Source organism: Siphonobacter sp. BAB-5405, from assembly GCF_002872335.1.
Lineage (GTDB): Bacteria > Bacteroidota > Bacteroidia > Cytophagales > Spirosomataceae > Siphonobacter.
The window spans coordinates 159632-185900 of sequence record NZ_NJAG01000003.1 but is presented as its reverse complement, the minus strand read 5'-3'; the positions used below and the strand labels follow the sequence as shown (position 1 = coordinate 185900).

22 protein-coding genes are annotated in these 26269 nt (G+C 47.7%); 10 read left to right on the top strand and 12 right to left on the bottom strand.

What is annotated here, in order from left to right:
- Positions 1–214: 214 nt before the first annotated feature.
- The 5 genes from BWI97_RS03420 to BWI97_RS03400 all read right to left on the bottom strand — a co-directional run bounded on the left by BWI97_RS03420 (position 215) and on the right by BWI97_RS03400 (position 5464).
- Positions 215–991, bottom strand: a complete 777-nt coding sequence (locus BWI97_RS03420) for an acyl-CoA desaturase (RefSeq protein WP_094809022.1) — start codon at positions 989–991, stop codon at positions 215–217.
- A 129-nt stretch (positions 992–1120) separates the two neighbouring features.
- Positions 1121–1768, bottom strand: coding sequence for a DUF4159 domain-containing protein (locus BWI97_RS03415; RefSeq protein ID WP_369826529.1), 648 nt, complete (start codon positions 1766–1768; stop codon positions 1121–1123).
- A gap of 24 nt (positions 1769–1792) precedes the next feature.
- Entirely contained in the window at positions 1793–2509 is a 717-nt protein-coding gene (locus BWI97_RS03410) for a 16S rRNA (uracil(1498)-N(3))-methyltransferase (RefSeq protein ID WP_102200037.1), read from the bottom strand.
- 48 nt (positions 2510–2557) lie between these two features.
- Entirely contained in the window at positions 2558–3118 is a 561-nt protein-coding gene (locus BWI97_RS03405) for a hypothetical protein (protein ID WP_094809025.1), read from the bottom strand.
- A 138-nt stretch (positions 3119–3256) separates the two neighbouring features.
- Positions 3257–5464: a glutamine synthetase III gene (locus BWI97_RS03400; protein WP_102200036.1), complete on the bottom strand. Its 2208-nt coding sequence runs from the start codon at positions 5462–5464 to the stop codon at positions 3257–3259.
- A gap of 483 nt (positions 5465–5947) precedes the next feature.
- On the opposite strand from BWI97_RS03400, the gene BWI97_RS03395 reads away from it, so the two are divergent.
- The gene (locus BWI97_RS03395; RefSeq protein ID WP_094809027.1) at positions 5948–6970 is read left to right on the top strand and encodes a glutamine synthetase beta-grasp domain-containing protein; all 1023 of its coding nucleotides are present in this window, start codon (positions 5948–5950) and stop codon (positions 6968–6970) included.
- Positions 6971–7194: 224 nt separating this feature from the next.
- The gene (gene mtaB / locus BWI97_RS03390) at positions 7195–8520 is read left to right on the top strand and encodes a tRNA (N(6)-L-threonylcarbamoyladenosine(37)-C(2))-methylthiotransferase MtaB (protein WP_102200035.1); all 1326 of its coding nucleotides are present in this window, start codon (positions 7195–7197) and stop codon (positions 8518–8520) included.
- Positions 8521–8633: 113 nt separating this feature from the next.
- Here mtaB and BWI97_RS03385 read toward each other — a convergent pair whose 3' ends face one another.
- The 3 genes from BWI97_RS03385 to BWI97_RS03375 all read right to left on the bottom strand — a co-directional run bounded on the left by BWI97_RS03385 (position 8634) and on the right by BWI97_RS03375 (position 12078).
- Positions 8634–9974, bottom strand: a complete 1341-nt coding sequence (locus BWI97_RS03385; RefSeq protein WP_094809029.1) for an ammonium transporter — start codon at positions 9972–9974, stop codon at positions 8634–8636.
- A 58-nt stretch (positions 9975–10032) separates the two neighbouring features.
- Positions 10033–11325 carry a porin gene (locus tag BWI97_RS03380; RefSeq protein WP_094809030.1) on the bottom strand — a complete coding sequence of 431 codons (1293 nt, stop codon included), beginning with the start codon at positions 11323–11325 and terminating at the stop codon, positions 10033–10035.
- Between the two features lie 405 nt (positions 11326–11730).
- The gene (locus BWI97_RS03375) at positions 11731–12078 is read right to left on the bottom strand and encodes a 4Fe-4S dicluster domain-containing protein (protein WP_094809031.1); all 348 of its coding nucleotides are present in this window, start codon (positions 12076–12078) and stop codon (positions 11731–11733) included.
- A gap of 125 nt (positions 12079–12203) precedes the next feature.
- Between BWI97_RS03375 and BWI97_RS03370 the strand changes: the two genes are divergently transcribed.
- Positions 12204–13223: an acyl-CoA reductase gene (locus BWI97_RS03370; RefSeq protein WP_102200034.1), complete on the top strand. Its 1020-nt coding sequence runs from the start codon at positions 12204–12206 to the stop codon at positions 13221–13223.
- A 67-nt stretch (positions 13224–13290) separates the two neighbouring features.
- Here the strand turns inward: BWI97_RS03370 and BWI97_RS03365 are convergent, their stop codons facing one another.
- Complete coding sequence (locus BWI97_RS03365) at positions 13291–15852, bottom strand: DUF5686 and carboxypeptidase regulatory-like domain-containing protein (protein ID WP_158242673.1); 2562 nt, start codon at positions 15850–15852, stop codon at positions 13291–13293.
- A 286-nt stretch (positions 15853–16138) separates the two neighbouring features.
- The gene (locus BWI97_RS03360) at positions 16139–16951 is read right to left on the bottom strand and encodes an esterase family protein (protein WP_255402746.1); all 813 of its coding nucleotides are present in this window, start codon (positions 16949–16951) and stop codon (positions 16139–16141) included.
- Positions 16952–17185: 234 nt separating this feature from the next.
- Here BWI97_RS03360 and BWI97_RS03355 point away from each other — a divergent pair, with 234 nt between their 5' ends.
- The 6 genes from BWI97_RS03355 to BWI97_RS03330 all read left to right on the top strand — a co-directional run bounded on the left by BWI97_RS03355 (position 17186) and on the right by BWI97_RS03330 (position 23564).
- Positions 17186–17890 carry an esterase family protein gene (locus BWI97_RS03355; protein ID WP_102200031.1) on the top strand — a complete coding sequence of 235 codons (705 nt, stop codon included), beginning with the start codon at positions 17186–17188 and terminating at the stop codon, positions 17888–17890.
- Between the two features lie 46 nt (positions 17891–17936).
- A complete protein-coding gene (locus tag BWI97_RS03350; protein WP_233207742.1) occupies positions 17937–18893 on the top strand; it encodes a RimK family alpha-L-glutamate ligase in 957 nt (318 codons plus the stop codon).
- Between the two features lie 200 nt (positions 18894–19093).
- The gene (locus BWI97_RS03345) at positions 19094–20194 is read left to right on the top strand and encodes a carboxylate-amine ligase (protein ID WP_094809058.1); all 1101 of its coding nucleotides are present in this window, start codon (positions 19094–19096) and stop codon (positions 20192–20194) included.
- A gap of 107 nt (positions 20195–20301) precedes the next feature.
- On the top strand, positions 20302–21114 hold the full coding sequence (locus BWI97_RS03340) for a type 1 glutamine amidotransferase (protein WP_102200030.1): 813 nt from the start codon (positions 20302–20304) through the stop codon (positions 21112–21114).
- A 29-nt stretch (positions 21115–21143) separates the two neighbouring features.
- Positions 21144–22337, top strand: coding sequence for a hypothetical protein (locus tag BWI97_RS03335; protein ID WP_094809038.1), 1194 nt, complete (start codon positions 21144–21146; stop codon positions 22335–22337).
- 24 nt (positions 22338–22361) lie between these two features.
- Positions 22362–23564 carry an aspartate aminotransferase family protein gene (locus BWI97_RS03330; RefSeq protein ID WP_102200029.1) on the top strand — a complete coding sequence of 401 codons (1203 nt, stop codon included), beginning with the start codon at positions 22362–22364 and terminating at the stop codon, positions 23562–23564.
- Positions 23565–23693: 129 nt separating this feature from the next.
- Here BWI97_RS03330 and trxA read toward each other — a convergent pair whose 3' ends face one another.
- On the bottom strand, positions 23694–24017 hold the full coding sequence (trxA, locus tag BWI97_RS03325; protein WP_102200028.1) for a thioredoxin: 324 nt from the start codon (positions 24015–24017) through the stop codon (positions 23694–23696).
- A 209-nt stretch (positions 24018–24226) separates the two neighbouring features.
- On the bottom strand, positions 24227–24901 hold the full coding sequence (locus BWI97_RS03320) for a DUF2461 domain-containing protein (RefSeq protein WP_199181981.1): 675 nt from the start codon (positions 24899–24901) through the stop codon (positions 24227–24229).
- Positions 24902–25239: 338 nt separating this feature from the next.
- Between BWI97_RS03320 and trpS the strand changes: the two genes are divergently transcribed.
- Positions 25240–26208, top strand: coding sequence for a tryptophan--tRNA ligase (trpS, locus tag BWI97_RS03315; protein ID WP_102200027.1), 969 nt, complete (start codon positions 25240–25242; stop codon positions 26206–26208).
- Positions 26209–26269 lie beyond the last annotated feature (61 nt).

Sequence of the window (26269 nt, the reverse complement as noted above, 5' to 3'; positions counted from 1 at the left end):
AATCTTGAAACATAGAAGCCTAAGACTTCTTTATTTTAAAAACAGCATCTATCTCTACTGTTTCTATTTTAGTTATGTCCTCTTTCTAGTGGTTCTAGTCTATCTGTATCCCCTGTTTTAAGACAGATTTAGACCTTGTTGGTCATACAAAAAAATTGAATTATAAAAAAGGACGACTTAACTAAGCCGTCCTTTTTTTATAATCGTAATTCGCTTACGCTTCTACTTCTTCGTGCTGAGCCCGCACTTTTACGGGTTTCAGACGGATGATCTTCATCCAGTGCAGTGTTTTGATGACCGGGTAGGTCGGATCAAATTCGTACCACTTTGAAGCAAAGTTTACCTGGTTAGGCAATTTGTGGTGGTTGTTCTGGAACAACTCGCCCATCATCAGGAAATCCAGTACCAGAGAGTTTTTCGATTTATCGTTGTTATCGTAGTTCTGGTAGCCGTACTTGTGACCGCTCCAGTTTACGATTGCTCCGTGCACGGGGCCCATCAGGAAGTGAATCGGCAACAGGAAGAAAAACGCCCAGTGCATATCAAACCAGATGAATGCGGCAATGTACAGCAAAGAATAAGCCGTACCCCAGCCAATGCGTGAAATCCAGGAATCGCCCATTTTTTCGATCGTGCTCCAGTACGGATAGTTTTTATCGAACTGAGGCTCAACTTTCGTACGACCAAACAAAATGGCGTTGTAAATGTCTTTTGTCTTCCACATCATCGTGAAGACGTTCGTAGAGTTGTGAGGTGAGTGCGGATCACGTGGTCCGTCGCTGAAAGCGTGGTGCATCCGGTGCAAAATCGCGTATCCCTTCGGACTCAGATAGCTGGATCCCTGTGAGATGTAGGTGAGCAGGTAAAAGAACCGCTCCCAGAACTTATTCATCGTAAACATCTTGTGAGCAGAGTAACGATGCAAGAAAAAGGTCTGGCTAAAAAGCGACAGGTACCAATGAATGATGAACGCTGGAAGAATGAGTTGCATTTCGGCAGATTTAATGAAGTACCAAGTACAAAGTTAATAGTCTAACCTAAGCTTTGAATACTTAGTTGCAAAAGTTTATTTTTTTTTGAAAAATTGGCTAAAAATCCTGTTCAACTCACAAATTTAATGCTAAAAAGTGGTCATGGCGTAATAAACCAAATTGGCTCCCATCTGTAAGGCTTTCTGCCGAACGGGTTCCGGATCGTTGTATACGCTCTGATCCTCCCAGCCGTTTCCCAGATCGCATTCGTAACTGAAGAAGCAAACCAGCCTTCCCTGCCAGATCAGGCCGTACCCTTGTGGAGCCTTGCCGTCGTGTTCGTGTACCTTGGGCAAACCATTCGGGAAGACGTATTTGGCTTTGTACAAGGGATGATTAAAAGGTACTTCCACAAAATTCAGCTCGGGGAACACCTTCTTCATCTCGCGTCGAATGAATTTCTCCAGGCCGTAATTATCGTCAATGTGCAAAAAGCCTCCGGCGATTAGATACTTACGAATATTCTGGGCCTCAGCGTCCGTGAAAACGACATTACCATGACCCGTCATATGTACAAAGGGATAATTAAAAAGCTCGGCACTCCCCGGCTCCACGATATCTTCTTCGGCCGCAATGTTGGTCTTGAGGTTCTGATTGCAGAATTTGATCAGATTGGGCAAAGACGTTTTGTTCGCGTACCAGTCGCCACCACCCCCGTACTTCAGCTTGGCAATGCGGATTGTTTGGGCCATCGCTGGTACCGTGTTCAGGCAAAGGCCTGCCAGCCAAAGGCCCATGAGCATTCCGAGTCGTTTCATGCCTTATTGATTGAGTAGATCCAGCGTATGTACGGCAATGAGGCCAGCGGTTTCCGTACGGAGCCGGCTTTCACCTAAACTAACGGCTAAAAATCCTTTTTCTTTTGCTTCCGCAATTTCCTGTGTGGTAAAATCTCCTTCCGGACCGATCAAAATTACGTAAGAGCCACCCGGCGTAGCTCGATGCTTGAGCAACTGGCGATCTTCATTCTCCAGGTGTGCAATCAATTTCTGCCGATTGGCGGGAAGATTTTCCAAGAATGCGTCCCAGGGAATAAGGCCTTCTACCAGCGGCATCGTCAGTTTCAGGGACTGTTTCAGAGCTGAAACCGCAATTTTTTCCAGTCGGTCCAGGTGAATGGATTTTCCTTTCCAGTACCGCTCATCGGTACGACGGGTACGGATGAAACTCACCCGGTCCACCCCTACTTCCACACATTTTTCCAGCATCCATTCGATCCGATCCAGATCTTTGGTGGGGGCAATCGCCAGATGAATGGAGAATGATCGTGCCGTAGCCTCCTGCTCCACCGAGCGAATCCGTACGGAGCAGCGTTTGGGATTGGGATCGACGATTTCGGCTTCGTAGCGGAAACCCTTCCCGTCCACAATTTTCAACGTATCTCCCGTTGATAAACGAAGCACTTTTACCGCGTGCCGCGACTCCTCTTCGGATAAAAATAGCCGTTGCTGGATGTCCGGCTCATAGAATAAGTGCATAGGTACTGTAAAGCCGCAGCGAGTTTTTGTACTCACTGCGGCATAAAATTATTCTTCTTCCAGACTTTTAAAGGAATAAAGCGTTGTGTCGAGTTCTAACTGACCGGACGTAAAGTCTTTGATGAAGCTTTCAATCACTTCGTCATTAACGGCTTCTACGTTCAGGCAAATATCAAGTTCGACGCTACCTTCCTCGCTGTATTCCGTCTCCAGGTGCTCGGTTACCTTGATTTCTTCGTTTTCTTCCAGTTCTTCGATGATTTCCGTAATCAGTAGTTCCACTTCCTCGTCCACTTCATCATTGGCCTGATAGGTTTCATCCCGCTGATCCAGCGGTACGTACAGGGGATGTTCCTGCATCGCCTGACGCTCGGCTTCTTCGTAGACCAAACTGCTGTGGTGTAAACGTAAGGTATACAAAACGGCGTCGTAGATTACTTCTTTTCCTTCGTGAACCCCCACAAACTGGAAATGAGCGAACTCATCGCCCGTGGGCTCGTCCATATCAGGGTCTTCCGTATAAATGAAAGAATGGCCGCTCGAGCGGATTTCGTCTTTCAGTTGCTGAATGTCTGTAGAGGAATAGCCGGAGTTTTCTGCGGTCGGCATAAGGGTGTAAGCATTGGTTTGAAAGCCAAAGTACGAAAAAAAAGCCCGCACTCAAGCGGGCTTTTCTCGATTTTACGCAAGAATTTGTTCAAAACAGACCGTGGAAAATCCACCTGTCACCTCTGAACTCAGGTTAACCTAGCGAAGCATCAGTAACTCACGGTATTTCACGAGCGGCCACTCATCATCGTCTACAATCAGTTCGAGCTTATCAACGTAGTAACGGATCTCGTCAAAATAACCCTTCACTTTCGTTCCGTAGAGGCGAGCCTGCTCCGCACTATCCTGGATGGCATTGGCCTGTTTCCGGGCTTCAGTCATTTCATCAACCAGGATCTGAATTTTGGCCGTGTACTCGGCAATCCGTTTGATGGTTTCCACCGTCGGAGCGTAGTACTTCTCCTCGATCCCAATGTCTTTCTGGCCTTTGACGTTATCCACCAGTTGCGACTGGTACTTGAGAGCCGTAGAAAGAATATGGTTGATGGCGAGATCGCCAATCACCCGTGACTCAATCTGAATTTTCTTGATGTAGTTTTCCAGCTCGATTTCGTAGCGGGCGTGCAGTTCTTTCTCCGTGAAAATATCGTATTTCTCGAAGAGTTCTGCTACTTCTTTGCGGGTGTATACGCCCAGAGCTTCCGGGGCCGAACGAATGTTCGCCAGGCCACGACGTTCGGCTTCTTCTACCCACTCGTCAGAATAGCCGTTGCCTTCGAAAATGATTCGCTTCGAAGACTTGATGTACTTCTTAAGCACTTCGACAATGGCCAGCTCTTTCTTCAGATCCGTATCGATTAATGCATCCACGTCTTTGCGGAACTGAATCAGTTGATCGGCTACAATCGTATTCAGGATCGTCATGGCCGACGCAGAGTTCGCTGAAGAACCTACCGCCCGGAATTCGAATTTATTACCCGTAAAGGCAAAAGGCGAAGTACGGTTACGGTCGGTGTTGTCGAGCAACAGCGAAGGCACTTTGTTAATACCCAGTTTCAGGTATACGTTGTCGCCTTTTTCGAGTTTGAACTCGGTCATCGGCGGCATGTTTTCCAGCGTATCAATCACGCGGCTCATTTCTGAACCCAGGAAGACCGACATGATGGCCGGAGGAGCTTCGTTCGCCCCCAAACGGTGTTCGTTACCCGCCGTAGCAATGGCAGCCCGCAGCAGATCGGCGTTATCGTGTACGGCTTTCACCACGCAGACCAGGAAGCTTACAAAACGCAGGCTTTCCTTCGGTTTCGTGCTGGGGCCGAGTACGTTGATACCCGTATCCGTGGCCAGTGACCAGTTATTATGTTTACCCGATCCGTTGATGCCCGCAAAAGGCTTCTCGTGGAAGAGTACTTTGAATTTATGCCGAGCGGCCACTTTCTGCATCAAATCCATCAGCAGGGCGTTGTGATCGCAGGCCAGGTTTACTTCTTCAAACGTAGGAGCTACTTCGAACTGAGCCGGAGCTACCTCGTTGTGACGCGTACGCACGGGAATACCCAGACGCTGAGCCTCTATTTCAAACTCCACCATAAAGGCATTTACCCGCGGAGGGATCGAGCCGAAATAGTGATCTTCCAGTTGCTGACCTTTAGCCGGAGCATGACCAAATACGGTACGACCCGACATTAATAAATCAGGACGAGCATTAAAGAGGGCTTCGTCAATCAAGAAATATTCCTGCTCTGCTCCGAGCGTAGGGATGGTTTTTTCCGTATTCCGGTCGAAGTACTCGCTCATCACTTTCGTGGCTGCTTTATCAATCAGCTCGATGGATTTCAGCAGGGGCGTTTTGTAGTCCAGAGCCTCGCCCGTGTAGGCAACAAACACACTCGGAATACAAAGCGTAGAGGTACCGGCCGCATTTTCCATAATAAAGGCGGGCGACGAAGGATCCCAGGCCGTATAGCCACGAGCTTCGAAGGTACTCCGGATTCCACCGTTGGGGAATGAACTGGCGTCGGGCTCCTGCTGTACCAGAGCCGAACCTTTGAATTTCTCAATCGCCTTACCCGTTCCCGGTACAATATCAAAAAAGGCATCGTGTTTCTCAGCCGTAGTACCCGTCAGAGGCTGAAACCAGTGCGTATAGTGGGATGCTCCCTTCGAAACGGCCCATGACTTCATCGCAGCGGCTACTTCATCGGCCGTATCACGATCAATTTTATGTCCTTCTTTAATGGACTTCGTAATTCGCTGAAACGTATCGGGGCTCAGCAGGGAACGCATCGCCTCTTCGTTGAAGATTAAACTACCAAAGTACTCGGTCACTTTTTCCGAGGGGACTTTGACAGGAGTTAACTGGCGGGACTGTGCCAGATCTAACGCTTTAAAACGTGCTAATGCCATAAAATGGGGATTAGTGTCGGGGTATTGAAAATAAAACGGGTTTAGTTTGGCCAGCGGCCAATGGGGTAATCAGTCGAAATGCAAAACTGCAAAAAATAACTCTTCCCTAGCCATCTTCTTGGTAAAATACAATTTTAAACTAAGCAAAATGGCCATATACTGATTTCTCTACTAATGTAAATAATAGATTCTATTTTTTAAGTACAGCCCTTGAAATCGGCTTTAATTTGTTAAAATTCGTTCGATTTGATCATGATTACCGCTTAAAAATGAAAATTTAGTTAAAAATCAGATTTTTTCACTCTTCAACAAAAATATATAGTGATTATATAAAGATTTTGTTGCATATTTTATATAAATCGAAAGATTTTGATAGAAATATTGAGATTTAGCCAAATAATGATTTGGAAAATACGCATAAACCGGATTAGATTTGAACCATCAATTGAACGGATCGTTTCATTTTACATTTATAACAAAACCATGGCAAAAGCTAAATTGGAGTATATCTGGCTCGACGGTTACAAGCCCATGCAAAGCCTCCGCAGCAAAACGAAAATCGTTGACGACTTTTCGGGTAACTTGGAAGAACTCGACATGTGGTCTTTTGACGGTAGTTCTACCGAGCAAGCTCCAGGTCGCTCTTCTGATTGCTTATTAAAGCCGGTATTTGTTTGCAAAGACCCTGCTCGTTTGGGTGGCAATGGCTGGTTGGTGATGTGTGAGGTACTGAACGCAAATGGTACGGCTCACGAATCAAACGGTCGTGCAACGATTGACGACGATGACAACGATTTCTGGTTCGGTTTTGAGCAGGAGTACTTCCTGTGGGATCCCGCTACCAACAAACCTCTGGGCTTCCCCGCGGGTGGTTACCCCGGTCCTCAGGGTCCTTACTATTGCAGCGTAGGTGCGGGTAAGGCCGTAGGTCGCGATATCGTAGAAGAACACCTCGAACTTTGCCTTCAGGCTGGTTTGAACGTAGAAGGTATCAACGCTGAAGTAGCCATGGGTCAGTGGGAATTCCAAGTATTCGCCAAAGGTGCCAAACAGGCTGGTGATGAAACCTGGATCGCTCGTTACCTGCTCGAACGCGTTGGCGAAAAATATAATGTAGCTATCAACTGGCACTGCAAACCCCTGGGAACGCTCGATTGGAACGGTTCAGGTATGCACGCCAACTTCTCGAACACGGTACTGCGTACGTCAGGTAGCAAAGAAGCTTACGAAACGATCCTCGAAGCCTTCCGCCCTGTTGTGAAAGAGCACGTTGCTGTATACGGTCCTGATAACCACCTCCGTTTGACGGGTAAGCACGAAACGGCTGCCATCAACAAATTCTCCTGGGGTATCTCCGATCGTGGTTCATCCATCCGTGTCCCCATCGCTACGGTAGAACGTGGCTGGAAAGGCTGGCTGGAAGATCGTCGTCCGAATTCGGCTGCCGATCCTTACAAAGTAGCCGCTCGTATCATCAAAACGGTGAAGAGTGCTGAAGTGGAATAACATTTCCCCCAAATAGATTTTGCCCCCGATTTGGATCGGGGGCTTTTTTTTTAGCTCTAACTGAACAAATTAGGTAATTTTGCACCTTATAGGAAAGTTACGTTTCCGTAGGGGGGCTTTAGCTCAGGAATCTTTTCGAATGGCTGTGCTATATAAGCTCGGGTTCGTACTAGCTACCACTCCCCTGTTCATCCCTTTATTCTTCCGCGTAGGAAGAGGTCACCATGAAAAAAGTAGCATTTTATACCCTAGGCTGTAAGTTAAACTTTTCCGAAACGTCGACGATTGCCCGAAGTTTCGAAGAGAAGGGTTATCAACGCGTAGAGTTCAATCAGAATCCCGACATTTTCATTATCAATACCTGTTCCGTTACGGAAAACGCCGATAAGAAGTGCAAGAAGATTGTGCGGGAAGCTCAGCGAATCAATCCGGATGGATACGTGGCGATTCTGGGCTGTTACGCTCAGTTGAAACCCCAGGAAATTGCCACCATTCCCGGAGTGGATGCCGTATTAGGAGCGGCGGAAAAATTCCGGCTGATGGAACTGATCGATGATTTTCGCAAGGAACCTACCGGAACGGCCCGGGTGTATAATTCGAATATTGAAGAAGTACTGGATTATCACGCCAGCTACAGCCTCAACGACCGGACGCGTACCTTTTTGAAGGTGCAGGACGGTTGTGATTACCCCTGCTCCTACTGTACCATTCCCCTGGCCCGTGGGGCAAGCCGCAGTGATACCATTGCAAATGTGGTCAAAGCCGCCCGCGAAATTGCCGAACGCGGCGTGAAGGAAATTGTACTGACGGGAGTGAACATCGGCGATTTCGGGATTCAGAACGGCATCCGTCACGAACGTTTTGCGGACCTGGTTAAAGCCCTGGACGCCGTAGAAGGCATTGAACGATTCCGCATTTCGTCCATCGAACCGAATTTGCTCACGGACGAGATTCTGGAATTCATTAGTACCTCCCAGCGTTTCGTACCGCATTTCCACGTACCGCTGCAATCGGGAAGTAACAAAGTGCTGGGTCTGATGAAACGTCGGTACAAACGCGAACTGTACGCCGACCGGGTTGCCAAAATCAAGGAACTCATGCCGCACGCCTGCATTGGCGTGGACGTGATCGTGGGGCACCCGGGTGAAACGCCTGAGCTTTTTCTGGAAACGTATCAGTTTTTGCAGGAATTACCGGTTTCGTATCTGCACGTGTTTACGTATTCGGAGCGGGCCTCTACCCACGCCCTGGACATTAAGCCCATTGTTCCTTCGCAACAACGGGCCGAACGGTCAAAAATGCTGCACATTTTATCCGAGAAAAAGCGGCGGGCTTTTTACGAAAGCCAGTTGGGCCGCGTATCCGATGTTTTATTCGAAGAAGAAATCGAAAACGGACAAATGCAGGGCTGGACGGAAAATTACGTTCGGATCACGGCTCAATATGATCCTTTGCTGATCAACGAAATCAAAACCGTACAATTGACCACCATCGCCGAAAACGGATTAGTACAAGTAAGCGAACCGGAATTGATGATCGTACATAGCTAGTAACCAATCGTTGGTACTGGAATAATAAAAGGGAGTCCCGCAATGCAGGACTCCCTTCCTTATTCTATGCAACAAAACCACCGGCAAACCGGTGGATTTGTTGGGGTTGAGGCTTAGGCCTCCATTAAAAATTCATCGTGTTGACTTACATCCAGACCCAGTTTTTCGTCATCGTCATTCACACGCAGGGGCAGAATTTTGTCCGTCAGCCACAGTAAGGCGTACGACAGTGTGAAGGCGAAGATCGATACCAGTACCAGAGCAATCATGTGTGCTTTGAAGGTGTCGAAAGCTCCGTAAGCCAGACCATCTACGGCAACGGCAGAGTTTACTTTGCCGCTGGCGAAGATCCCCGTCATGATCAGACCAACCATACCACCGATACCGTGGCAGGGAAATACGTCGAGCGTGTCATCCAGAGAACCTTTAGCTTTCAGGTGAGCAAAGTAGTTGGAAGTAATACCCGCTATCAAACCAATGAACAGAGCAACGGGGATCGTAACAAAACCAGCGGCGGGTGTAATCGCGACCAGACCTACTACGGCACCGATACAGAAACCAAGCGAAGATACTTTTTTACCTTTTGCTGCATCAAACAGTACCCAGGCCAGACCAGCCGTGGCGGCTGCAAAGTTAGTCGTAGCGAAAGCGGATACGGCTAAAGGCGTAGCTCCTACCGCTGAACCCGCGTTGAAACCAAACCAGCCGAACCACAGCAGAGCCGTACCTAACAGTACGAAAGGAATGTTGGCGGGGGGCAGGAAGTTCGCTTCCATGTGTGACTTCCGACGTTTCAGGTACATGGCACCAGCTAAAGCAGCCCAACCAGCCGACATGTGTACCACGGTACCACCAGCAAAATCCAGTACACCCAGTTTGAAAAGGAAACCTTCAGGATGCCAGGTCATGTGAGCTAATGGACTGTACACGAAAATGCTGAACAAAATCATAAACAGTACGTAGCTACGGAAGTTGATCCGCTCGGCCATTGAACCCGTTACGAGGGCAGGGGTAATTACAGCAAATTTCAGTTGGAATAGAGCGAACAAAGCCAGAGGGATGGTGGGTGCCAGTGACCAGGGCTTACTTTCGAGTACGCCATTCCACATGAAATAGGTCATGGGATTACCGACAAAACCGTAATCACCAATTTTAATCGAATCACCGAAGGCCAGACTGAAGCCAATCACTACCCACAGTACGGAAATGACTCCCATACCAATAAAACTCTGGAACATGGTGGAAATCACGTTTTTCGCGTTCACCATTCCGCCGTAGAAATACGCCAGACCGGGCGTCATCAGCAGTACAAAAGCTGAAGCAACAATCATCCAGGCCATGTCACCGGAATTAAGCCCTTCGGTATTGATTTGAGCAGGAAGGGTAGGCATGAGCACACCCAGAATACAGACCGCAGTCAGAATAAGCAATGGAACGTACGATGGTTTTTGCATAGAAGATTAGGATTTACTGATACGAAATGAGGAGTTGTGTATGAAAAAGATCAACTGGTTAGAATTTAACAATGGCGTGTAGACCAAAGGTAGACTGACTGTTTTTGGTATAATTTCCGTCGCTATCCTCGAACTTCTGTACCGATCCAGCCAGCTTAGGATACGCATCGAGGCGGAACTCAGGTTTAATGATCAAGTGACCATCGGCCAGGGTAAAGTTTCCGGTTACGGTGAAGGAATTTACCGAAGTGCCCTTCCCCGTAGCATCGACTACGGCCCGGTCACCTTCCTTGTTATCAAAATATTCGTAGCGAACGCCTAAGCCAAAGACTTCAGAAAAAGCGTAATTACTGTAGATAGCAGCACCACCCCACTTATTGGTCTGCGAACGGGCCGTATTGGTTTCAGTAATTTCCACTTTGTTTGTACCGTAAGCCGCATTCAGACCCAGGTAAAATTTGTCGCTAATCTGGTAGGTAGAAGTTAAATCAAATAAAGAATAGTAATAGCCTTTGGGTGTTTTTCCAGTTGCCGTTCGCTCATTGCTACCCATCCAGTTCACGTAAACATTCCAGTTCGTTGCCGGCGAGAAGAAGAACTGAGAAATGATTCCCTTGGCTTTATTATTATCGTTCAGGTTATCAATGTTATTGACTACCCCCGCCATCAAATACGCCCGATCGCTAAAGGAATACTGAGCTTTGGCCCCAACGTGGTAGAAAGGACCATTATTGAAGAGATTCGAGAGGGAGTAGTTAAAGTTCACCGGGGCATCAATGACTTCGTACCCGATGTGTGTACCGAACTGACCAGCCGTCACCGAAAATTTATTTGAGAATTTATATGTTAGATAGGCCTGTTTGATGGCTAATGAAGTAGAAGTAGCACCACCACCTAAGGGACCAACCACATTACCATAGTTACCAATATCGGCATTGGGTCCAAACGTCAGATCGGCCACGGCATCAATCTTATCATTCGTATAGGCGACTTTCGTTTGAATCAAACCCAGCGAAAACTGACCCGACTTCTGATCGAAGGCCCGGGCATTGCCCGGCGTCATTACTGACGGCACATCAGAGCTAGGGCCGGATGTACCTAAATTACTACGGGAGGCGGGGTTATTAAAGTTGAACATATAATAGGTGTCCAGATAGCCCGAAAACGTAATTTTTCCTTCTTCTTTCTTTTCTTTTTTCTCCTGCTCTTCGGTGGGTTTCTTTTCGTCCGTAGGCTGCGTTGAGCTGGGTTGTGTTTTAGCTTTCGGTTTATCCGTATAATCCGGATAAACTTCAGCAAATACGGGATTCAAACAAAACAAAGAAAAAACTGAAATTACGGCCTTTTTCATTATATAATTCTGTTTACGTGTCAGGTAAAGAATGGTTTGAAAACGATTCAAATATTCATTCAAAATTGATAACACGCAAATTTTATGTTCAAATATAAAGCATTTACCGAATAAAATTTGAATATTCTTTAATTGTTAATATAAAAAGTTGTTAGTTTACTATACATATATCAAATAGTATGCAAACATATTATTTCGATTGTAAGTTAATTTACAAAATATTTTAAAAATTAACCTATGTTAGTCACTCCTCGTATAGTGCAAAAAAAAGAACGGCCGTTCGAGCCGTTCTTTTTTCAAAGGTTTTGGGAAGTAGAGAGGGAAAACCAAGCGGTGTCAGTACCCAATCCCAATAAAAAAACCGCCTCCTGAGAAGACGGTTTTCATAAATACCTGTATGCTTGTCTATTCGTTATGCAGCCATGATTTTTTGGCCATAAGCGTATCCTCATCCTCTTCATTATCGGGATCAGGCACGCAGCAATCTACCGGACATACCGCTGCACACTGGGGCTCTTCGTGAAACCCGATGCACTCGGTACACTTATCCGTAACGATATAGTAAAATTCTTCAGAAAAGGGACTCTGAGTTTCTTTCGCACTCATCACGGTCCCGTCGCCTAATTCGACGTCCACCAAAGCAGTACCTCCCGCAAACGTCCACGAAACCCCGCCTTCGTAAATAGCGGTATTGGGGCATTCGGGTTCGCAGGCACCACAATTGATGCACTCGTCGGTAATCATGATGGCCATGTCAGTCGCGTTTAGTAATTTCGTAGCCTATTAATCCAATCGGGTTACAAATGTAACTAAATAAAGTTCGGGTCTCAAAAAAAACTCGACAAACCGACTCGGTTATCACTTATTGAAGATAAAATATGCAATTATCGGATCGAATACAGGCGTTTGTCCAACTGGGAAATTGGCTCAGCAGCGAGAGCGGCAAACAGGAACAGCAGGAATGGGCCGAAATCGCGTATCGTAAAAACGGCTGGTTTATTCCGGAACTGGTCGTGAAGAGTTTACAGGAATTGGCTCAGCACTTTCTCACGCTCGATCATTTGACTGCCTGGGCGGATCGCTACCCTGCGTTAGCCCAGGAGCGTAGCCCCCGGAAAGTTGGTTTGATTCTGGCGGGCAATATTCCCGCCGTTGGTTTTCATGATATTCTCTGTGTACTCATTGCCGGGCATCATGCGTACCTGAAGCCTAGTTCACAGGATGAAATTCTGATCCGGGCCTTACTGAAAAAACTGGTAGAATTTGAACCACGGTTGGCCAATTACCTGACGTACACAGAATTGATGAAAGAAATCGACGCCATTATCGCGACGGGTTCTGACAATTCCGCCCGGCACTTCCATTACTACTTTGCCCATAAACCGCACCTGATTCGGAAAAACCGTACGTCCGTAGCGGTGCTTTCGGGTAACGAAACGTCCGAAGAACTACTGGGTTTGGGCCGTGACATTCTGACGTATTACGGACTCGGCTGCCGGAATGTTTCGAAAGTATACGTGCCGAACGAATACGACTTCACGCCCTTCTTTGAGGCAATTGCCTCGCTGGAAACCGTCAGCAACAACCATAAGTACGTTCATAATTACGACTACAATCGTTCCATTTACCTGGTGAACCGCGTGCCCTTCCTTGATAACGGCTTTTTGTCCGTTACCGCAAGTGATACCCTGGTTTCTCCTATTTCAGTCTTGTTTTACGAACGCTACGGTACCCTTGGAGAGGTTGAGGCCAAACTTGCGGAGCAATCGGAGAAGATTCAGTGCGTGGTCGGTACTACGATTCCAGCTAGTATTCCCTTCGGTCAAACCCAATCGCCCGAACTTTGGGATTACGCCGACGGCGTGGATACCCTTCAGTTTTTGATTGAGCTGCCCTAACCTACTCAATCATTACTTCCATCCAGTTCGACGCTTCCGAAAACGGCCTGTTTTCGGAAGCGTTTTTTTATAAGTTGGTTCGCACCCGAAACGCCAGTCCCTTGTACTGCCCATTTTGAAAGGTACCCAGCACTTCCGCTCCAAACACCTTCAGAATGCCCCCAAACCCGTAACCAATTTCTATATGATTGACTTCTTTAGTGTTGAGAAAGTGGACCTGTAGGCTTTCCTTGATGCCGTATAACCGGAGGGGTGTAATTTGCGTGAGCAGAAACTTCCGGAATTCGTACAGCCCATGAGCTTCCAGGTAACGGTTAGCCGTGCTGAATCGGTAAAAAGGAAGATTACGGAAGTTGTTGAGGCCCGGATTCTGAAAGATGATCTCATTTCCGTTGAAATGGCGGTAATCGGTAAAGTACAGCGGTTTATTCAGAAACGCACCCGCCTGCACAGCGTATGAGAAGGAATTTCGCAGAATGCTAAGCTCATCCCGTATCCCCAATTCGATCTGATTAAATGATTGCCCGCCCGTCCAGCCGTGTCGATACGCTCCGGTGAGCTCGGGTGAGCGGTTGGAAAGTGTATACCGTCGTCCATTCATAATGGCTGCTTTGGCCAGAGGTCGGTACGAAAAGTCCATCGTTAGTACAGTGGCCTGATGACGAGGAAAAGCCGTTTGGTTGGCCAACGCTCTATTTTCAGGATCGTTGGAAGTAAAGGCAACATCCGGCCGGTCTACCCAGCCTCGGGAAACGTTATTCGTCAGGGCATTCCGCTCCTGCCAACTCAACGCCGCCGACACGGAGAGCCGGTTCCCCAATTTCTGCGTTCCGGCTAGCGTTAGGTACGACTTTTCGTAAAGCTTCATGTAATTCCGTTCCTGAAAAAGCGTATAAAAGGTATTCAGGGATTCCGGGATGGGGTCCGCCGGATTGAACTGAAACACATTGCGGCCTCCACTGAGTCGTACCGATGTATTTTCAACGGTGTACCCCAGGGAAAGTCCCCCGTTGAGTCGCTGGCGGGCAAACGAATACCGCCCCGCCAACGAAGCATTCCAACTTTTGACCTTCGAGAGCCGTTCCACGTAACTGAGTCTGGTTTTCAGTACGTATCCTTCCACGGCATTGAAAAATTCACCTTTGGTCAGATCAAACACGGGCGACTCAAAGGTTAGTACCCGTGGATACCACTCCAGCTCCTTTCGTTGCCCATACCGATACGTATGGCCGGTGAGTAACTGCATGAATTTAAACCTGGGCAGGTTTCGAATGGAATCTTTCCGAATTTTCACTTCGTTGGCTTTGTACAGGCTATCGGCTCGCTGGTAGCCCTGCGTTTCCAGGTTCGTCAGGGGCACTTGCCGCTCCCCTTCCCAGAAAGTTGAAGGTCGTTTGCGGGCCAGGGTATCAATTTCGAACGACCAGTTCCGCGTGACGGTAACGTCTTCCCCCGCCTTTTTCCGCTCCTTCCGGTCTTCTTTTTCCAGTTGGTTCACCATTTTTCGCAACTGCTTACGAGTCGCCTGCGTGGGTGCGGGTGTGTTGGCTTTACGCAGGGTTGCCGCTATTTCCTTATCAATTTTCTCATCGACTACTTCCGGAATCTGGTGATACCTGGGGTTCAGCTTGACCTGATAATTACGAACCGACGTAATGTAGCGGGTTTCGCCTTTTGCTCCGAGAATATTGATTTTGGCGGTCGTCTCCAGCTGTACGGGCATCCAGACGCCCTCAAAAGGTGAGAATAATTGCCGGATGCCGTACTGCGTCCCGGTTTCGTCCTGAAAGTTAAAGTCCAGACTATGAATACTCCAGCTCCCTTCGATCAGATTCAGCGTACCATCCAATACGTTGAGGCCTTTGCTGCGGGGCGTTACTTTAATTTTGTTGACGACCAATCCCCGATCATTAAAGAAACCCAGGTATTCGAAGCGGTACATTCCAAACGCTTTCGGCGACAGAGGAGAGACGATTTCGCCCAGCATCGGATTATAAAAGCTCAGACGGGCAAAATTGATGGCTGGATTGCTGCCCGGTGGTAAATTCGAGCGAATGGATACTACTTTTTCGGTCACCTGGTTGGGCTGGCGAAAGTTCAGGTCATTGATTGATTCCAGAATATACGTGGTCCCTACCTGCAGGTTGGCTTTCTTGAGGGCATCCTCAAATAGAAAAGGAACTTTCTCAATCCGGAAATTTCCTTTCACGTACGTGCGAGCCGACCAGGTATCTACTTCCAGCTGATGGAAACGAGCCGTAGCGATGGCCTTCCGCATGATCGTATAAGCGGGGTCTTCCTTGCTCTTCCCAATTCGTACTTCGGCTAACTTAATCGCGATTTCCTGCAAAGCTACGTTCAGGTTCTGCCAGTCGGCGGAGACCTCTACTTTTCGGGTTTCGGTCTGGTGATTGAGGTACTGAAACTGTAGTTCGTACGCACCCGGTTTCAGGGCAATTTCGTACTTCCCCTCTCCGTTTGACATGGTTCCCGTCGAAGTACCTTTTACCTGAATGGAAGCATAGGGAAGTATTTCGCCACTTTTACTGGTAATCGTTCCCCGGATACCCTGAGCCCGGGCATGACTGAAAAGAAAGCAGGTAAAAATAAGGAAGAGAAGTTTTTTCACCGGAAAACGGTTTAATGGTCTTTCGTCAATATGCAAAAAACAACGAAAGGGTTGCATGGACTCGGATTCAGGCAGGCACAAAATCCTGGGAAAATGAAAAACCCACTCCCCTCCTGCCCGGTCCTATCACCAACCCTCATTGCCTTACACTTCGCCATCAAAAGTTACTGATTTCCAATGGATTTCAAAACAATACCACTATCAATCAACGTAATTATATCAAAATTAAACGTTACTAAAACGTTATAAAAACCAATAAATTAAAACTGAATGCAATTGCTACGTATCAGAATTGATCGTTGAAAGCCCATTGTAAAAAGGCTGGCATTACGGCTCCCCACGTTTCCGGATTATGCTGTCCGCCCTCTACTTCCAGATAAGTAAAATCCGTTTCCCGTATATATCCCTTCCTTTCCAGTTCATACATTAGATCATACGTATCGTCAATGGCATCAATGATACCATTGTTATTTCGATCGTCCTTTTCATCATCGGTTCCCGCTTCAAACCAGAATTTTAGAGCGGGTTTCCCAATCGTGTTTCGGATCTGAACGTGCATGATCCGGTCATTGGCATCATCGTAGCCTTCGTCATACGCCCGACTTCGCCACCAGAGTGCTCCCGAGAAAACGCCCACCTTCGAGAATACGTCCGCATGATTCCAGCACACATCCAGGGCCGAAAGTCCACCCAGTGAGAAACCCGCATACACCCGGCTTTCCCGCTCTTTGCGTACGCGAAAGTGCTTTTCAACGTACGGCACCAGTTCATGGAGTACAAATTGGGTATGAGCCCCTGCCCGATCACCCCTCCCCTTGTAATCAGGCTGGTGAGCGGTTCCGTATTCCGAAAGCCGTCGTTCATTCGCATGGATACCCACGATTAGCAAACCAGGCACCTGATTTTGCTGGTATAACTTTTCTAGGGTTTCCTGAAGTCGCAACCGTTCAAAATCCTGGCCGTCATTGAGGTACAGGGTGGCGTACGACTGGGTAGACGATTCATAGTCCGGGGGAAGCAAAAACATCAGGGAAACTGGTCGCTCCAGGGAATGGGAAGTTAGCGTTACCGCATGACTCGTGACAGTGAATGAATACAAGGGCGTAGAATTAAAATCAGTCGACGTGCTTTTCTACTGGAAATCAGTATACGGCGGGTAAAAATGGGTAAGTTACGAGTTATTTCAGGACCGAACAAGTGCAGTAAACCAAATTAAATTTTACTCAAATTTGATTTACTTCTTTATTGAAGGCAAAACAAGCTTAAAAACCCATTAATTATTTGGATTCTTTAAAAATCGAAATAATCTTGTAGGCTCTAACTTCATCAGCTAGTGAACGAACAGTACATTAAGTATTACTCGCATTCTCTCCATCGGGATATTGAGTTATTGGTGTTTGGACATTGGGGCTATCCGGTTTTAGTATTTCCGACCAGCCAGCATCGTTACTATGAAGCGAAAGATGTGCAATTGGTAGAATCCGCCCGCTCGCTCATTGAAGCCGGTAAAATCAAGTTATACTGCGTCGATACGATTGATTCGGATTCCTGGTACGCCCGGCATTTACACCCTTCGGACCGGGTCTATCAGGCTAGTTTGTACGACCGTTTTCTGAACGAAGAACTGATTCCCTGGATGCAACACGAAAACCATACGCCTACCGTCGCCGTGAGTGGATGCAGTTTCGGTGGTTTTCATGCGGCCAACGTGGCGTTTCGCCATCCCGAGAAAGTCTCGCATCTCTTTACGATGGGAGCCGCTTTTGACATTCGAAATTTCATGGACGGCTATTACGATGACAACGTCTATTTCAATAATCCACCCGATTATCTGCCCCATTCCCATGACGCAAACCTGTGGCGGATGCAGATTATTTTGGGTACCTGTATCTCCGATTTTTGCCGGCCTTCTACCGAGCATCTTTCGCAAATTCTGAGTACCAAACAAATTCCACACTGGCTCGACGTGCGGTGGCATGGTACCCACGACTGGCCCATCTGGCGGGAAATGTTTCCCGAATACCTCGCAAGAATTTAAACCCTTTAGCATCCGTACTAACGGACCCCAACCACTCCCTTTTCTTATGAAAAAAATCGGTATTCTCCACGGTATGGAAAACACCTTCCCGGCGGCTTTTGTGGAACGAGTTAATCTGATCGCCCCCGAAGGAATTAAGGCTGAGCCCGTCAGCGTTGGGAAAGTAGTACAGGGTGAAGCCAGTGAGTATGCCGTGATTATTGATCGGATTTCACAGGATGTCCCATTTTATCGTTCATACCTGAAAAATGTGGCTCTCACGGGTACTATTGTTATCAATAACCCTTTCTGGTGGAGTGCGGACGAGAAGTTTTTTAATAACGCTCTAGCTACCAAAATTGGCGTTCCGGTGCCGAATACGGTATTGCTGCCCTCGAAAGCACGGCCCGATGATACGCAGGAAACCTCATTCCGAAATCTGGCCATGATGCCCTGGGAGGAGATTTACCAGTACATCGGATTTCCGGCCTTTATGAAACCTCACGCGGGCGGTGGCTGGAAAAATGTCTATAAAGTAGATAATCCGGACCAACTCTTCCAGGCCTATGATGAAACGGGTCAGTTGGTCATGCTCCTGCAGGAAGCCATTGATTTCGAATCGTACTATCGTTGTTATTGCATTGGCGGCAAGCACGTCCGGATTATGCCTTATGAGCCCCGTAACCCGCATCACCTCCGCTACGCCGCCGATTTCCCGGAAAACCCGGCGTTAATGAAAACGATGGAAGACTACGTCCTTCGTCTCAACCGGGCATTGGGTTACGACTTCAATACGGTCGAATTTGCCGTGCGGGATGGTATACCTATTGCCATCGACTTCTGCAATCCGGCTCCCGATGCCGATGTGTATTCGGTAGGAGAAACCAACTTTGAGTGGGTGGTAGAAACGGCCGCAGCTTATGCCATCGAACGGGCACTCACTTATGAAGAAGGCAAACTCAATTTAACCTGGGGCGATTTCACCAAAGCCGGCGTAACGAATCAGCCGCTGACGAGTTTTTAGGGGAGGTTTGAGGAGTTTAAGCGGGTTTAAGGTTTGAAATTAGATTTAAAGTTTGAAGCACATTTGATGGTTTGAAACTGCCTGTGTATGAATCTTTTCAAACCTTAAACGTTCATCAAACCATTTCAAACTTTAACCTCCTCAAACCCACTCAAATTTACCCCAGTCCACCTCTGTATCATTCCAATTCCTCAGCCCTTATGCCCGTCTTTACCCTTGGCATTGAAGAAGAGTTTCAAACCATAGATCCCGAGACCCGCGAACTTCGCTCGCACATGAGCAAGATCGTGGACGGTGGAAAAATTATCCTGCAGGAACGGGTCAAGGCAGAAATGCACCAGGCCGTTGTGGAAGTGGGTACGAACATCTGTACCAACATTCAGGAAGCCCGCGAGGAAGTCACGTACTTACGCCGGGAAATCATGGAGCTGGCCGATAAGCAGAATCTGCGGATCGCTGCGGCTGGTACGCACCCTTTCTCTGATTGGGTTGATCAGCTCATTACGCCCAATCCCCGGTACGACCAGCTTATTAGCGAAATGCGGGATGTTGCCCGTTCCAACCTCATTTTTGGCCTGCACGTGCACGTCGGCATACCGAGCCGCAACGAAGGACTGGAAATCATGAATGCCGTCCGGTATTTTCTTCCGCACGTCTATGCCTTAAGTACCAACTCGCCCTTCTGGTGCGGACGTGACACGGGCTTCAAAAGCTACCGTTCCAAGGTATTTGACAAGTTCCCGCGTACGGGTATTCCCGAGTTTTTCAATACCGCCAACGAGTACGACGAGTACATCAACTTACTAGTCAAGACTAATTGCATCGACGACGGCAAGAAAATCTGGTGGGACATTCGCCTGCATCCGCATTTCGATACGGTTGAGTTTCGCATCTGTGACATTCCCATGCGGGTGGATGAAACCATTTGTTTGGCGGCTCTCATGCAGGCTCTGGTGGTGAAAATTTACAAATTGATGCGGCAGAATCTGAACTTCCGGCTTTACCGCAAGGCTCTCATCAGCGAGAACAAATGGCGGGCTGCCCGGTATGGCATCTCGGGAAAACTGATTGATTTCGGCCGTCAGGAAGAAGTACCCTACGAAACGCTCGCTCAGGAACTAATGGAGTTTGTGGACGATGTACTCGATGAACTCGGCAGTCGTAAGGAAGTGGAATACATCAATACGATTTTGAAGATGGGTACGGGAGCAGACCGGCAGCTGGCCGTCTGGGAACGGACGCAAGACCTTAAAAGTGTAGTGGATTACATCGTCGAAGAAACCCGGCACGGGATTCGATAAAAGGCTGTGTTTTTGCGAACGTATACCGATCTTTACCTTTTATTTTTCAGCTTTTTGAACCACAAAAAGCGATAAGCCATTAACTACGAGTAGATTAACTTGGTTTTATGAAGCAGATACGGTTGGCCATTCTGGATTTATATAATGGTGTTCCTAATGAAGGAATGCGATGTATTCAGCAATTAGTACAGGAATTTTCGGAGGAAATTGGCGGCTGCGTCGTGCAAATTTTTGACGTTCGGCAGCAAGGTGAGTTACCCGCTCTGGCCGATTTTGACATTTTCATCTCGACGGGCGGACCTGGAAATCCACTCGAAACGGGTGATTGGGGTACGGCTTATTTCGATCTGATTGATCAGGTTTTTGAACACAACAAAACGCAGACTGCCAAGAAATTTTTACTGCTTATCTGTCACTCGTTTCAGATGGTGAGTCATCACCTGGGCATTGGCACGGTAACGCGTCGTAAATCGACCAGCTTCGGTACGTTTCCGATTCATAAAACGGCCAATGGCTACGACGAGCCGTACCTGGAATTACTCCCCGATCCCTTCTGGGCGGTGGATTCGCGGGATTACCAAATCATCAATGCCAACTTTTCGCGGATTGATGCCATCGGAGCAAAAGTGCTTTGCCGGGAGAAAATTCGTCCCCACGTGCCGCTGGAACGGGCCATTATGGCGGTCCGGTTTTCACGCGAAGTGTTCGGTACGCAGTTTCACCCCGAAGCCGATGCCGTGGGGATGTTACGCTACTTCCAGCAGCCCGAGAAACAGAAACAGGTCATTGATGAGCACGGCTACGAGAAGTACCAGAACATGGTCGATCACCTCAACGATCCGGATAAAATTCTGCTGACGGAATCGGTTATTATTCCGACGTTTTTGCGGGATGCCTACCATAAACTGGCTGCTAACTAATCCCCTACCGCACTCTTTATCCATTCGCTATGATTTCAACGATTCGTCGGAGTTATAATGCCGCTTTTTCGGAAGAAAAGTACCAGGAATTTCTGGATTCGATTCACCAGGACTGGCCCAATCAACTGGAATTCCGTCTAGCCGAAACGCCCGTATTTGTTCCGGCTTCCTTACGCGAAAAGCTCGTTACGGCCTGCGAATCGTTTATTGATACCATCACCGCTCCGGATTTCAAAGCAAAAACCGAGGCGGCCATTCCACCGGATCAGCGGGTTCCCAATGAAAATGAACATACGCATTTTCTGGCGATTGACTTTGCCGTATGCAAAGATGAAAACGGCGAATTAGTACCCCAACTGATTGAATTACAGGGCTTTCCTTCGCTGTTTGCGTTTCAGGGCTATTTACCGGAGAAGTTTAAAGAGCACTTTTCGATCCCGGATTCGCTGATCTGGAATTTCGGCGGGTACGATTTCGAGGCTTATGTAACGAAGCTTAAAGACCTTATTCTGGACGGCGAAGACCCCGCCCACTGCGTGCTGCTGGAAATCTTTCCGGAAAAACAGAAAACCCGCGTGGATTTTGCCGTTACGGAAAAGCTGCTGGGAATCCGGTCAGTTTGCTTTACCAAGATTCAGAAAGAAGGTCGAACGCTTTACTACGACCGGGATGGGGTCAAAACACCGATTCGCCGGATGTACAACCGACTGATTTTTGATGATCTGTTGCACTACCCAGATATGCCGGTATCGTATCAGCTGACGGACGACGTAGATGTAACCTGGGTGGGGCATCCCAACTGGTTTTTCCGGATTTCGAAATACATTCTTCCCCTGCTGAATTCTCCGTACGTACCTCAGGCACGATACGTGAGCGATTTTCAGGGTCAGTTTCCCGAAAATCTGGATGATTACGTACTCAAACCCCTGTTCAGTTTCGCGGGGATGGGCGTCAATCTACATCCAACGGCCGAATTGCTAGCTGCTCTTCCTGATCCGGAACATTACATTCTCCAGAAAAAAGTGAAGTACGAGCCCGTCATTGAGGCTCCCGACGGTGGGGTGAAGTGTGAAATCCGGATGTTGTATGTTTGGCCCGATCAGGCGAAACGGCCCGAGTTACTCACGAGTTTAAGCCGCCTGAGTCGCGGCGAAATGATTGGCGTTCGCTTCAACCAGAATTTTACCTGGGTAGGCGGAACGGCCTGCTTTTTTGAACCCTAACGCGGGTTTTGTGATTACCTTTTTATGCATCAACGACAGCTTTTCTTAAATCACCTGGCCCAAACGTCGGATTTTCCGCTGGCTTTGGAAATCGAAAAAGCCGAAGGAATCTGGTTATACAGTCCCCACGGAAAGGCGTATATGGATTTGATTTCCGGCATCGGTGTTTCCAACGTCGGTCACCGACATCCGAAAGTGGTTCAGGCCATCAAACATCAGGTGGATCATTACCTGCATACGCTGGTTTATGGCGAATATGTACAGGCTCCGCAAGTCTTACTGGCTCAGGCTCTGGTCGAAACGCTAGCCGCTTACCGTACGCCTTCGGGCTACGCGATTGACAATGTGTACCTGACCAATTCGGGTACGGAAGCCGTAGAAGGAGCCATGAAACTGGCGAAGCGGTTCACCGGTCGTACCGAAATTATTTCCTGTTTTAATGCGTATCACGGTTCTACGCAGGGAGCCCTGAGTCTGGCGGGAGCCGACTTTTTCAAACGTCAGTTCCGCCCTTTACTCCCTGATATCCGGCATATTCACCACGGCGTACTGACTGATCTGGCGAACATTACTTCCCGTACCGCAGCCGTTGTTATTGAAGTTATTTCTGCCGAGTCGGGCATTCGCGTTTCTTCGCAGGAATACCTGCAAACCTTACGCGATCGCTGTACCGAAACGGGTACGCTCCTAATTTTCGACGAGATACAAACGGGTTTCGGTCGTACGGGTTCCTTCTGGGCATTCGAGCAATTTGGTGTTGTACCCGACGTTCTGCTGTCAGCCAAAGGAATGGGCGGCGGTATGCCCATTGGAGCATTCATGGCTCCGCAGCCGCTCATGGCCGTCTTTAAGAATAATCCTATTCTGGGACATATTACTACGTTTGGCGGGCATCCCGTCAGTGCGGCGGCTTCACTGGCTACACTTCGAACCATTCAGGAAGAAAACCTGTGTGCATCCGTAGCGGCTAAAGCCGAACTCTTCAAAAAGTATCTGGTACATCCCCGAATCAAGGAAATCCGGAATCAGGGTTTGATGATGGCCGTGGAATTTGCCGATTTCGGCGAACTGAAAGCCATTATCGATCACGGAATCGAAAACGGAGTAATCACCGACTGGTTTTTATTCTGCGACAACTCCATGCGAATCGCTCCTCCCTTGACGATTACGGAAGACGAAATTCGTCAGGCCTGTGATGTGATTCTGCGGGCGATAGAGGCACTCTAAGCAGATCAATTACTAGATAAACGAATGACCCGAAAGCCTGTAAACTTTCGGGTCATTCGTTTATCTACCAACAAAAAAGGTTTGAGAACCAATCGCTCAAACCTTTTTCAAACGAACTCAAACTTTATATTATAATTGAGCAGCCAGTTTCTGAGCCAGTACGGGTTTGGGTACTGCTCCAACTACTTTATCAACGAGTTCTCCGTTTTTGAAAATCATCAGCGTAGGGATGCTACGGATTCCGAATTTAGAGGGCGTCGTGCTGTTAGCGTCTACGTCCATTTTCGCTACTACGGCTTTGCCTTCGTACTCGCCAGCTAATTCTTCCACTACGGGTCCGATCATTTTGCAAGGTCCGCACCATTCAGCCCAGAAATCTACTAAAACGGGTTTATCAGAATTGATAAGTTGCTCAAAATTAGAGTCGGTCGCCTCAATTGTCTTGTGTGCCATTTCCTTAATATATTAAAAATGCTTAGATGATTCGAAGGTTAAAACGGATTCGCTTCGTGAAAGTTCAACCAATGCCTAGAAACTTGCTCCGCTTGTCGCTTTCGTACAGAGATAGAACAAGGCCATTTAAAAATTAATTCACTAGAAGAGAAGATATTCCTTCGGTTTGTTTCCACTCAAAAATCTTTCTTTCGAATTAATTTCAAGCCTTATTCGTCAGTACTTTCTTCAAAAATAAGATTGAGAAAATCCAGATAGGGCTTTAAGATCAAACAGCTTTCTTCCACCTTCTGGGTAAAAGTAGGAGATAGCACTTCCTGATCGGTAAAGGAATGCGAAAAAAATAACTGCGTCCGACGAAGTAGCTCAATTTCAGGGTGATCTTTTGGATAGCCTTTCGGAGCGGTTTTCAGGGAGGTTCCTTCAGGTTCGCCAAAATGGGCTTTAAAAGCGGGAGCCTCAATAATGCCTTTGATTTCTTGGGGATTGTAATCAATTTCCTGACGAAATTTGGCTAACTGCGAAGGCGTTGATTCCCACATGCCTCCACCCAAAAACGATTTACCGGGGGCTATATGCAGGTAATAATCCATCTTGGACGATTTACGTCCACCTTCACCAAAGCTGGCCGCCAGCCAGGTTTTATAGGGTGATTTATCGGGCGAAAAACGTACGTCGCGGGCAATCCGGTAATTGCAGTCCTGTACGCGGATGCCCGCCAGGTTTTCGAACCGACCAATGCGATAAATCAGATCCTGGACGGTTACTTCAAAATTTGATTTAACTCCCTCCCATTGTTTTTTGTGGTCCTGAAACCACTCACGCGTATTGTTTTGAGCTAATTCTTTTAAAAATTTCAGGGTCGAAGCCGGAATCTGGGGCATAATGAAGGAGTGTTTTGGGATTTGAATGGCCTGGTTTGTTTAAAGTTTGATAACGTTTGAAAAGGGGTTGAGGTTCGTAGAGATAGAAATGACCAGCCTTCTCAGCGAGACGACAAACGGACCTGCTACTATCTTAATAACATAGCTCATGCCTACTATAAGCTTATTCAGATCCTCAAAAAACAAATCCAATTGCCTAGCCCTCTACCCCTGGTCTTTCGAAAAAGAACAAACATCCCGGTACTTATTTTTGATTGCGGATCGTAGATTGCAGTTTTGCAGTAAAATTAGAAAGCTCTTTTTACGGGCAAACGTCACAATCAATCCTTTCATTTCTGATGGCTCGCATCCTTACGGGTATCCAAAGTTCCGGACTTCCTCACCTGGGAAATATTCTGGGTGCTATTCTCCCTTCGATTGAACTCTCGCAGGAACCGGCCAATGAATCTTTCTTTTTCATTGCCGATTTACACTCGCTGACTTCACTGAAAGACGGTGAAGCACGTCGCCAATATACGTACGCCATCGCTGCCGCCTGGCTGGCCTGTGGCTTTGATACGGAGAAAAATGTCTTTTTCCGGCAATCACGAATCCCGGAACATACGGAACTAGCTTGGTATCTGGAGTGCTTCACGCCCTACCCGATGCTGGCCAATGCTCACTCGTTTAAAGACAAATCGGAAAACCTCTCCGACGTAAACTCAGGGCTGTTCGTTTATCCGGTCTTACAGGCCGCTGATATCGTCCTGTACGATGCCGAGCTGGTACCCGTGGGTAAAGACCAGCGACAACACCTGGAAATGTCGCGGGATATTGCCTCTTCGTTCAACCATCGCTACGGGGATATTCTCGTTTTACCCGAAGCCCGGATCAGCGAAAAAGTCATGACGATTCCGGGTACGGACGGTCGGAAGATGTCGAAGTCGTACAACAACTATATCAACATTTTTCTGCCCGAAAAAGAGCTTCGCAAATCCGTCATGAGTATCGTAACGGATTCGACGCCACTCGAAGAACCCAAGAAAACGGAAGGCGATACAACGTTCACCTTGTACTCGCTCCTGGCGACGCCCGAAGAAACCGAACAAATGCGTCAAAATTACGCCGGTGGCAACTACGGATACGGTCACGCCAAGCAGGCTTTGTACGAACTAATTCTGAAACGCTTTGCTACCGAACGGGAGCGTTTCTCCTACTACATGCAAAACCCCGAAGAGCTGGAAAAAGCTCTAAGTATGGGGGAAGAAAAAGCCAAGGTTATTGCCCAGCAAACCATCAAGCGGGTTCGGGAGGTACTGGGTTTTTAAACCCTAGTACTTCCAGGCATCCCTTCTTCGTTCACTTCCCGAAGGCAACGCCGCTTTCGGG

Coding starts and splice junctions, on each gene's coding strand:
- BWI97_RS03410 (WP_102200037.1), bottom strand. CDS start 2,509: ATGCACTTATTCTATGAGCCGGACATCCAGCAACGGCTATTTTTATCC.
- BWI97_RS03350 (WP_233207742.1), top strand. CDS start 17,937: ATGAAAAAAATCGGTATTCTCCACGGTATGGAAAACACCTTCCCGGCG.
- BWI97_RS03380 (WP_094809030.1), bottom strand. CDS start 11,325: ATGAAAAAGGCCGTAATTTCAGTTTTTTCTTTGTTTTGTTTGAATCCC.
- BWI97_RS03375 (WP_094809031.1), bottom strand. CDS start 12,078: ATGGCCATCATGATTACCGACGAGTGCATCAATTGTGGTGCCTGCGAA.
- BWI97_RS03395 (WP_094809027.1), top strand. CDS start 5,948: ATGGCAAAAGCTAAATTGGAGTATATCTGGCTCGACGGTTACAAGCCC.
- BWI97_RS03370 (WP_102200034.1), top strand. CDS start 12,204: ATGCAATTATCGGATCGAATACAGGCGTTTGTCCAACTGGGAAATTGG.
- trxA (WP_102200028.1), bottom strand. CDS start 24,017: ATGGCACACAAGACAATTGAGGCGACCGACTCTAATTTTGAGCAACTT.
- BWI97_RS03335 (WP_094809038.1), top strand. CDS start 21,144: ATGATTTCAACGATTCGTCGGAGTTATAATGCCGCTTTTTCGGAAGAA.
- BWI97_RS03320 (WP_199181981.1), bottom strand. CDS start 24,901: ATGCCCCAGATTCCGGCTTCGACCCTGAAATTTTTAAAAGAATTAGCT.
- BWI97_RS03405 (WP_094809025.1), bottom strand. CDS start 3,118: ATGCCGACCGCAGAAAACTCCGGCTATTCCTCTACAGACATTCAGCAA.
- BWI97_RS03340 (WP_102200030.1), top strand. CDS start 20,302: ATGAAGCAGATACGGTTGGCCATTCTGGATTTATATAATGGTGTTCCT.
- mtaB (WP_102200035.1), top strand. CDS start 7,195: ATGAAAAAAGTAGCATTTTATACCCTAGGCTGTAAGTTAAACTTTTCC.
- BWI97_RS03345 (WP_094809058.1), top strand. CDS start 19,094: ATGCCCGTCTTTACCCTTGGCATTGAAGAAGAGTTTCAAACCATAGAT.
- BWI97_RS03385 (WP_094809029.1), bottom strand. CDS start 9,974: ATGCAAAAACCATCGTACGTTCCATTGCTTATTCTGACTGCGGTCTGT.
- BWI97_RS03330 (WP_102200029.1), top strand. CDS start 22,362: ATGCATCAACGACAGCTTTTCTTAAATCACCTGGCCCAAACGTCGGAT.
- trpS (WP_102200027.1), top strand. CDS start 25,240: ATGGCTCGCATCCTTACGGGTATCCAAAGTTCCGGACTTCCTCACCTG.
- BWI97_RS03420 (WP_094809022.1), bottom strand. CDS start 991: ATGCAACTCATTCTTCCAGCGTTCATCATTCATTGGTACCTGTCGCTT.
- BWI97_RS03415 (WP_369826529.1), bottom strand. CDS start 1,768: ATGGGCCTTTGGCTGGCAGGCCTTTGCCTGAACACGGTACCAGCGATG.
- BWI97_RS03400 (WP_102200036.1), bottom strand. CDS start 5,464: ATGGCATTAGCACGTTTTAAAGCGTTAGATCTGGCACAGTCCCGCCAG.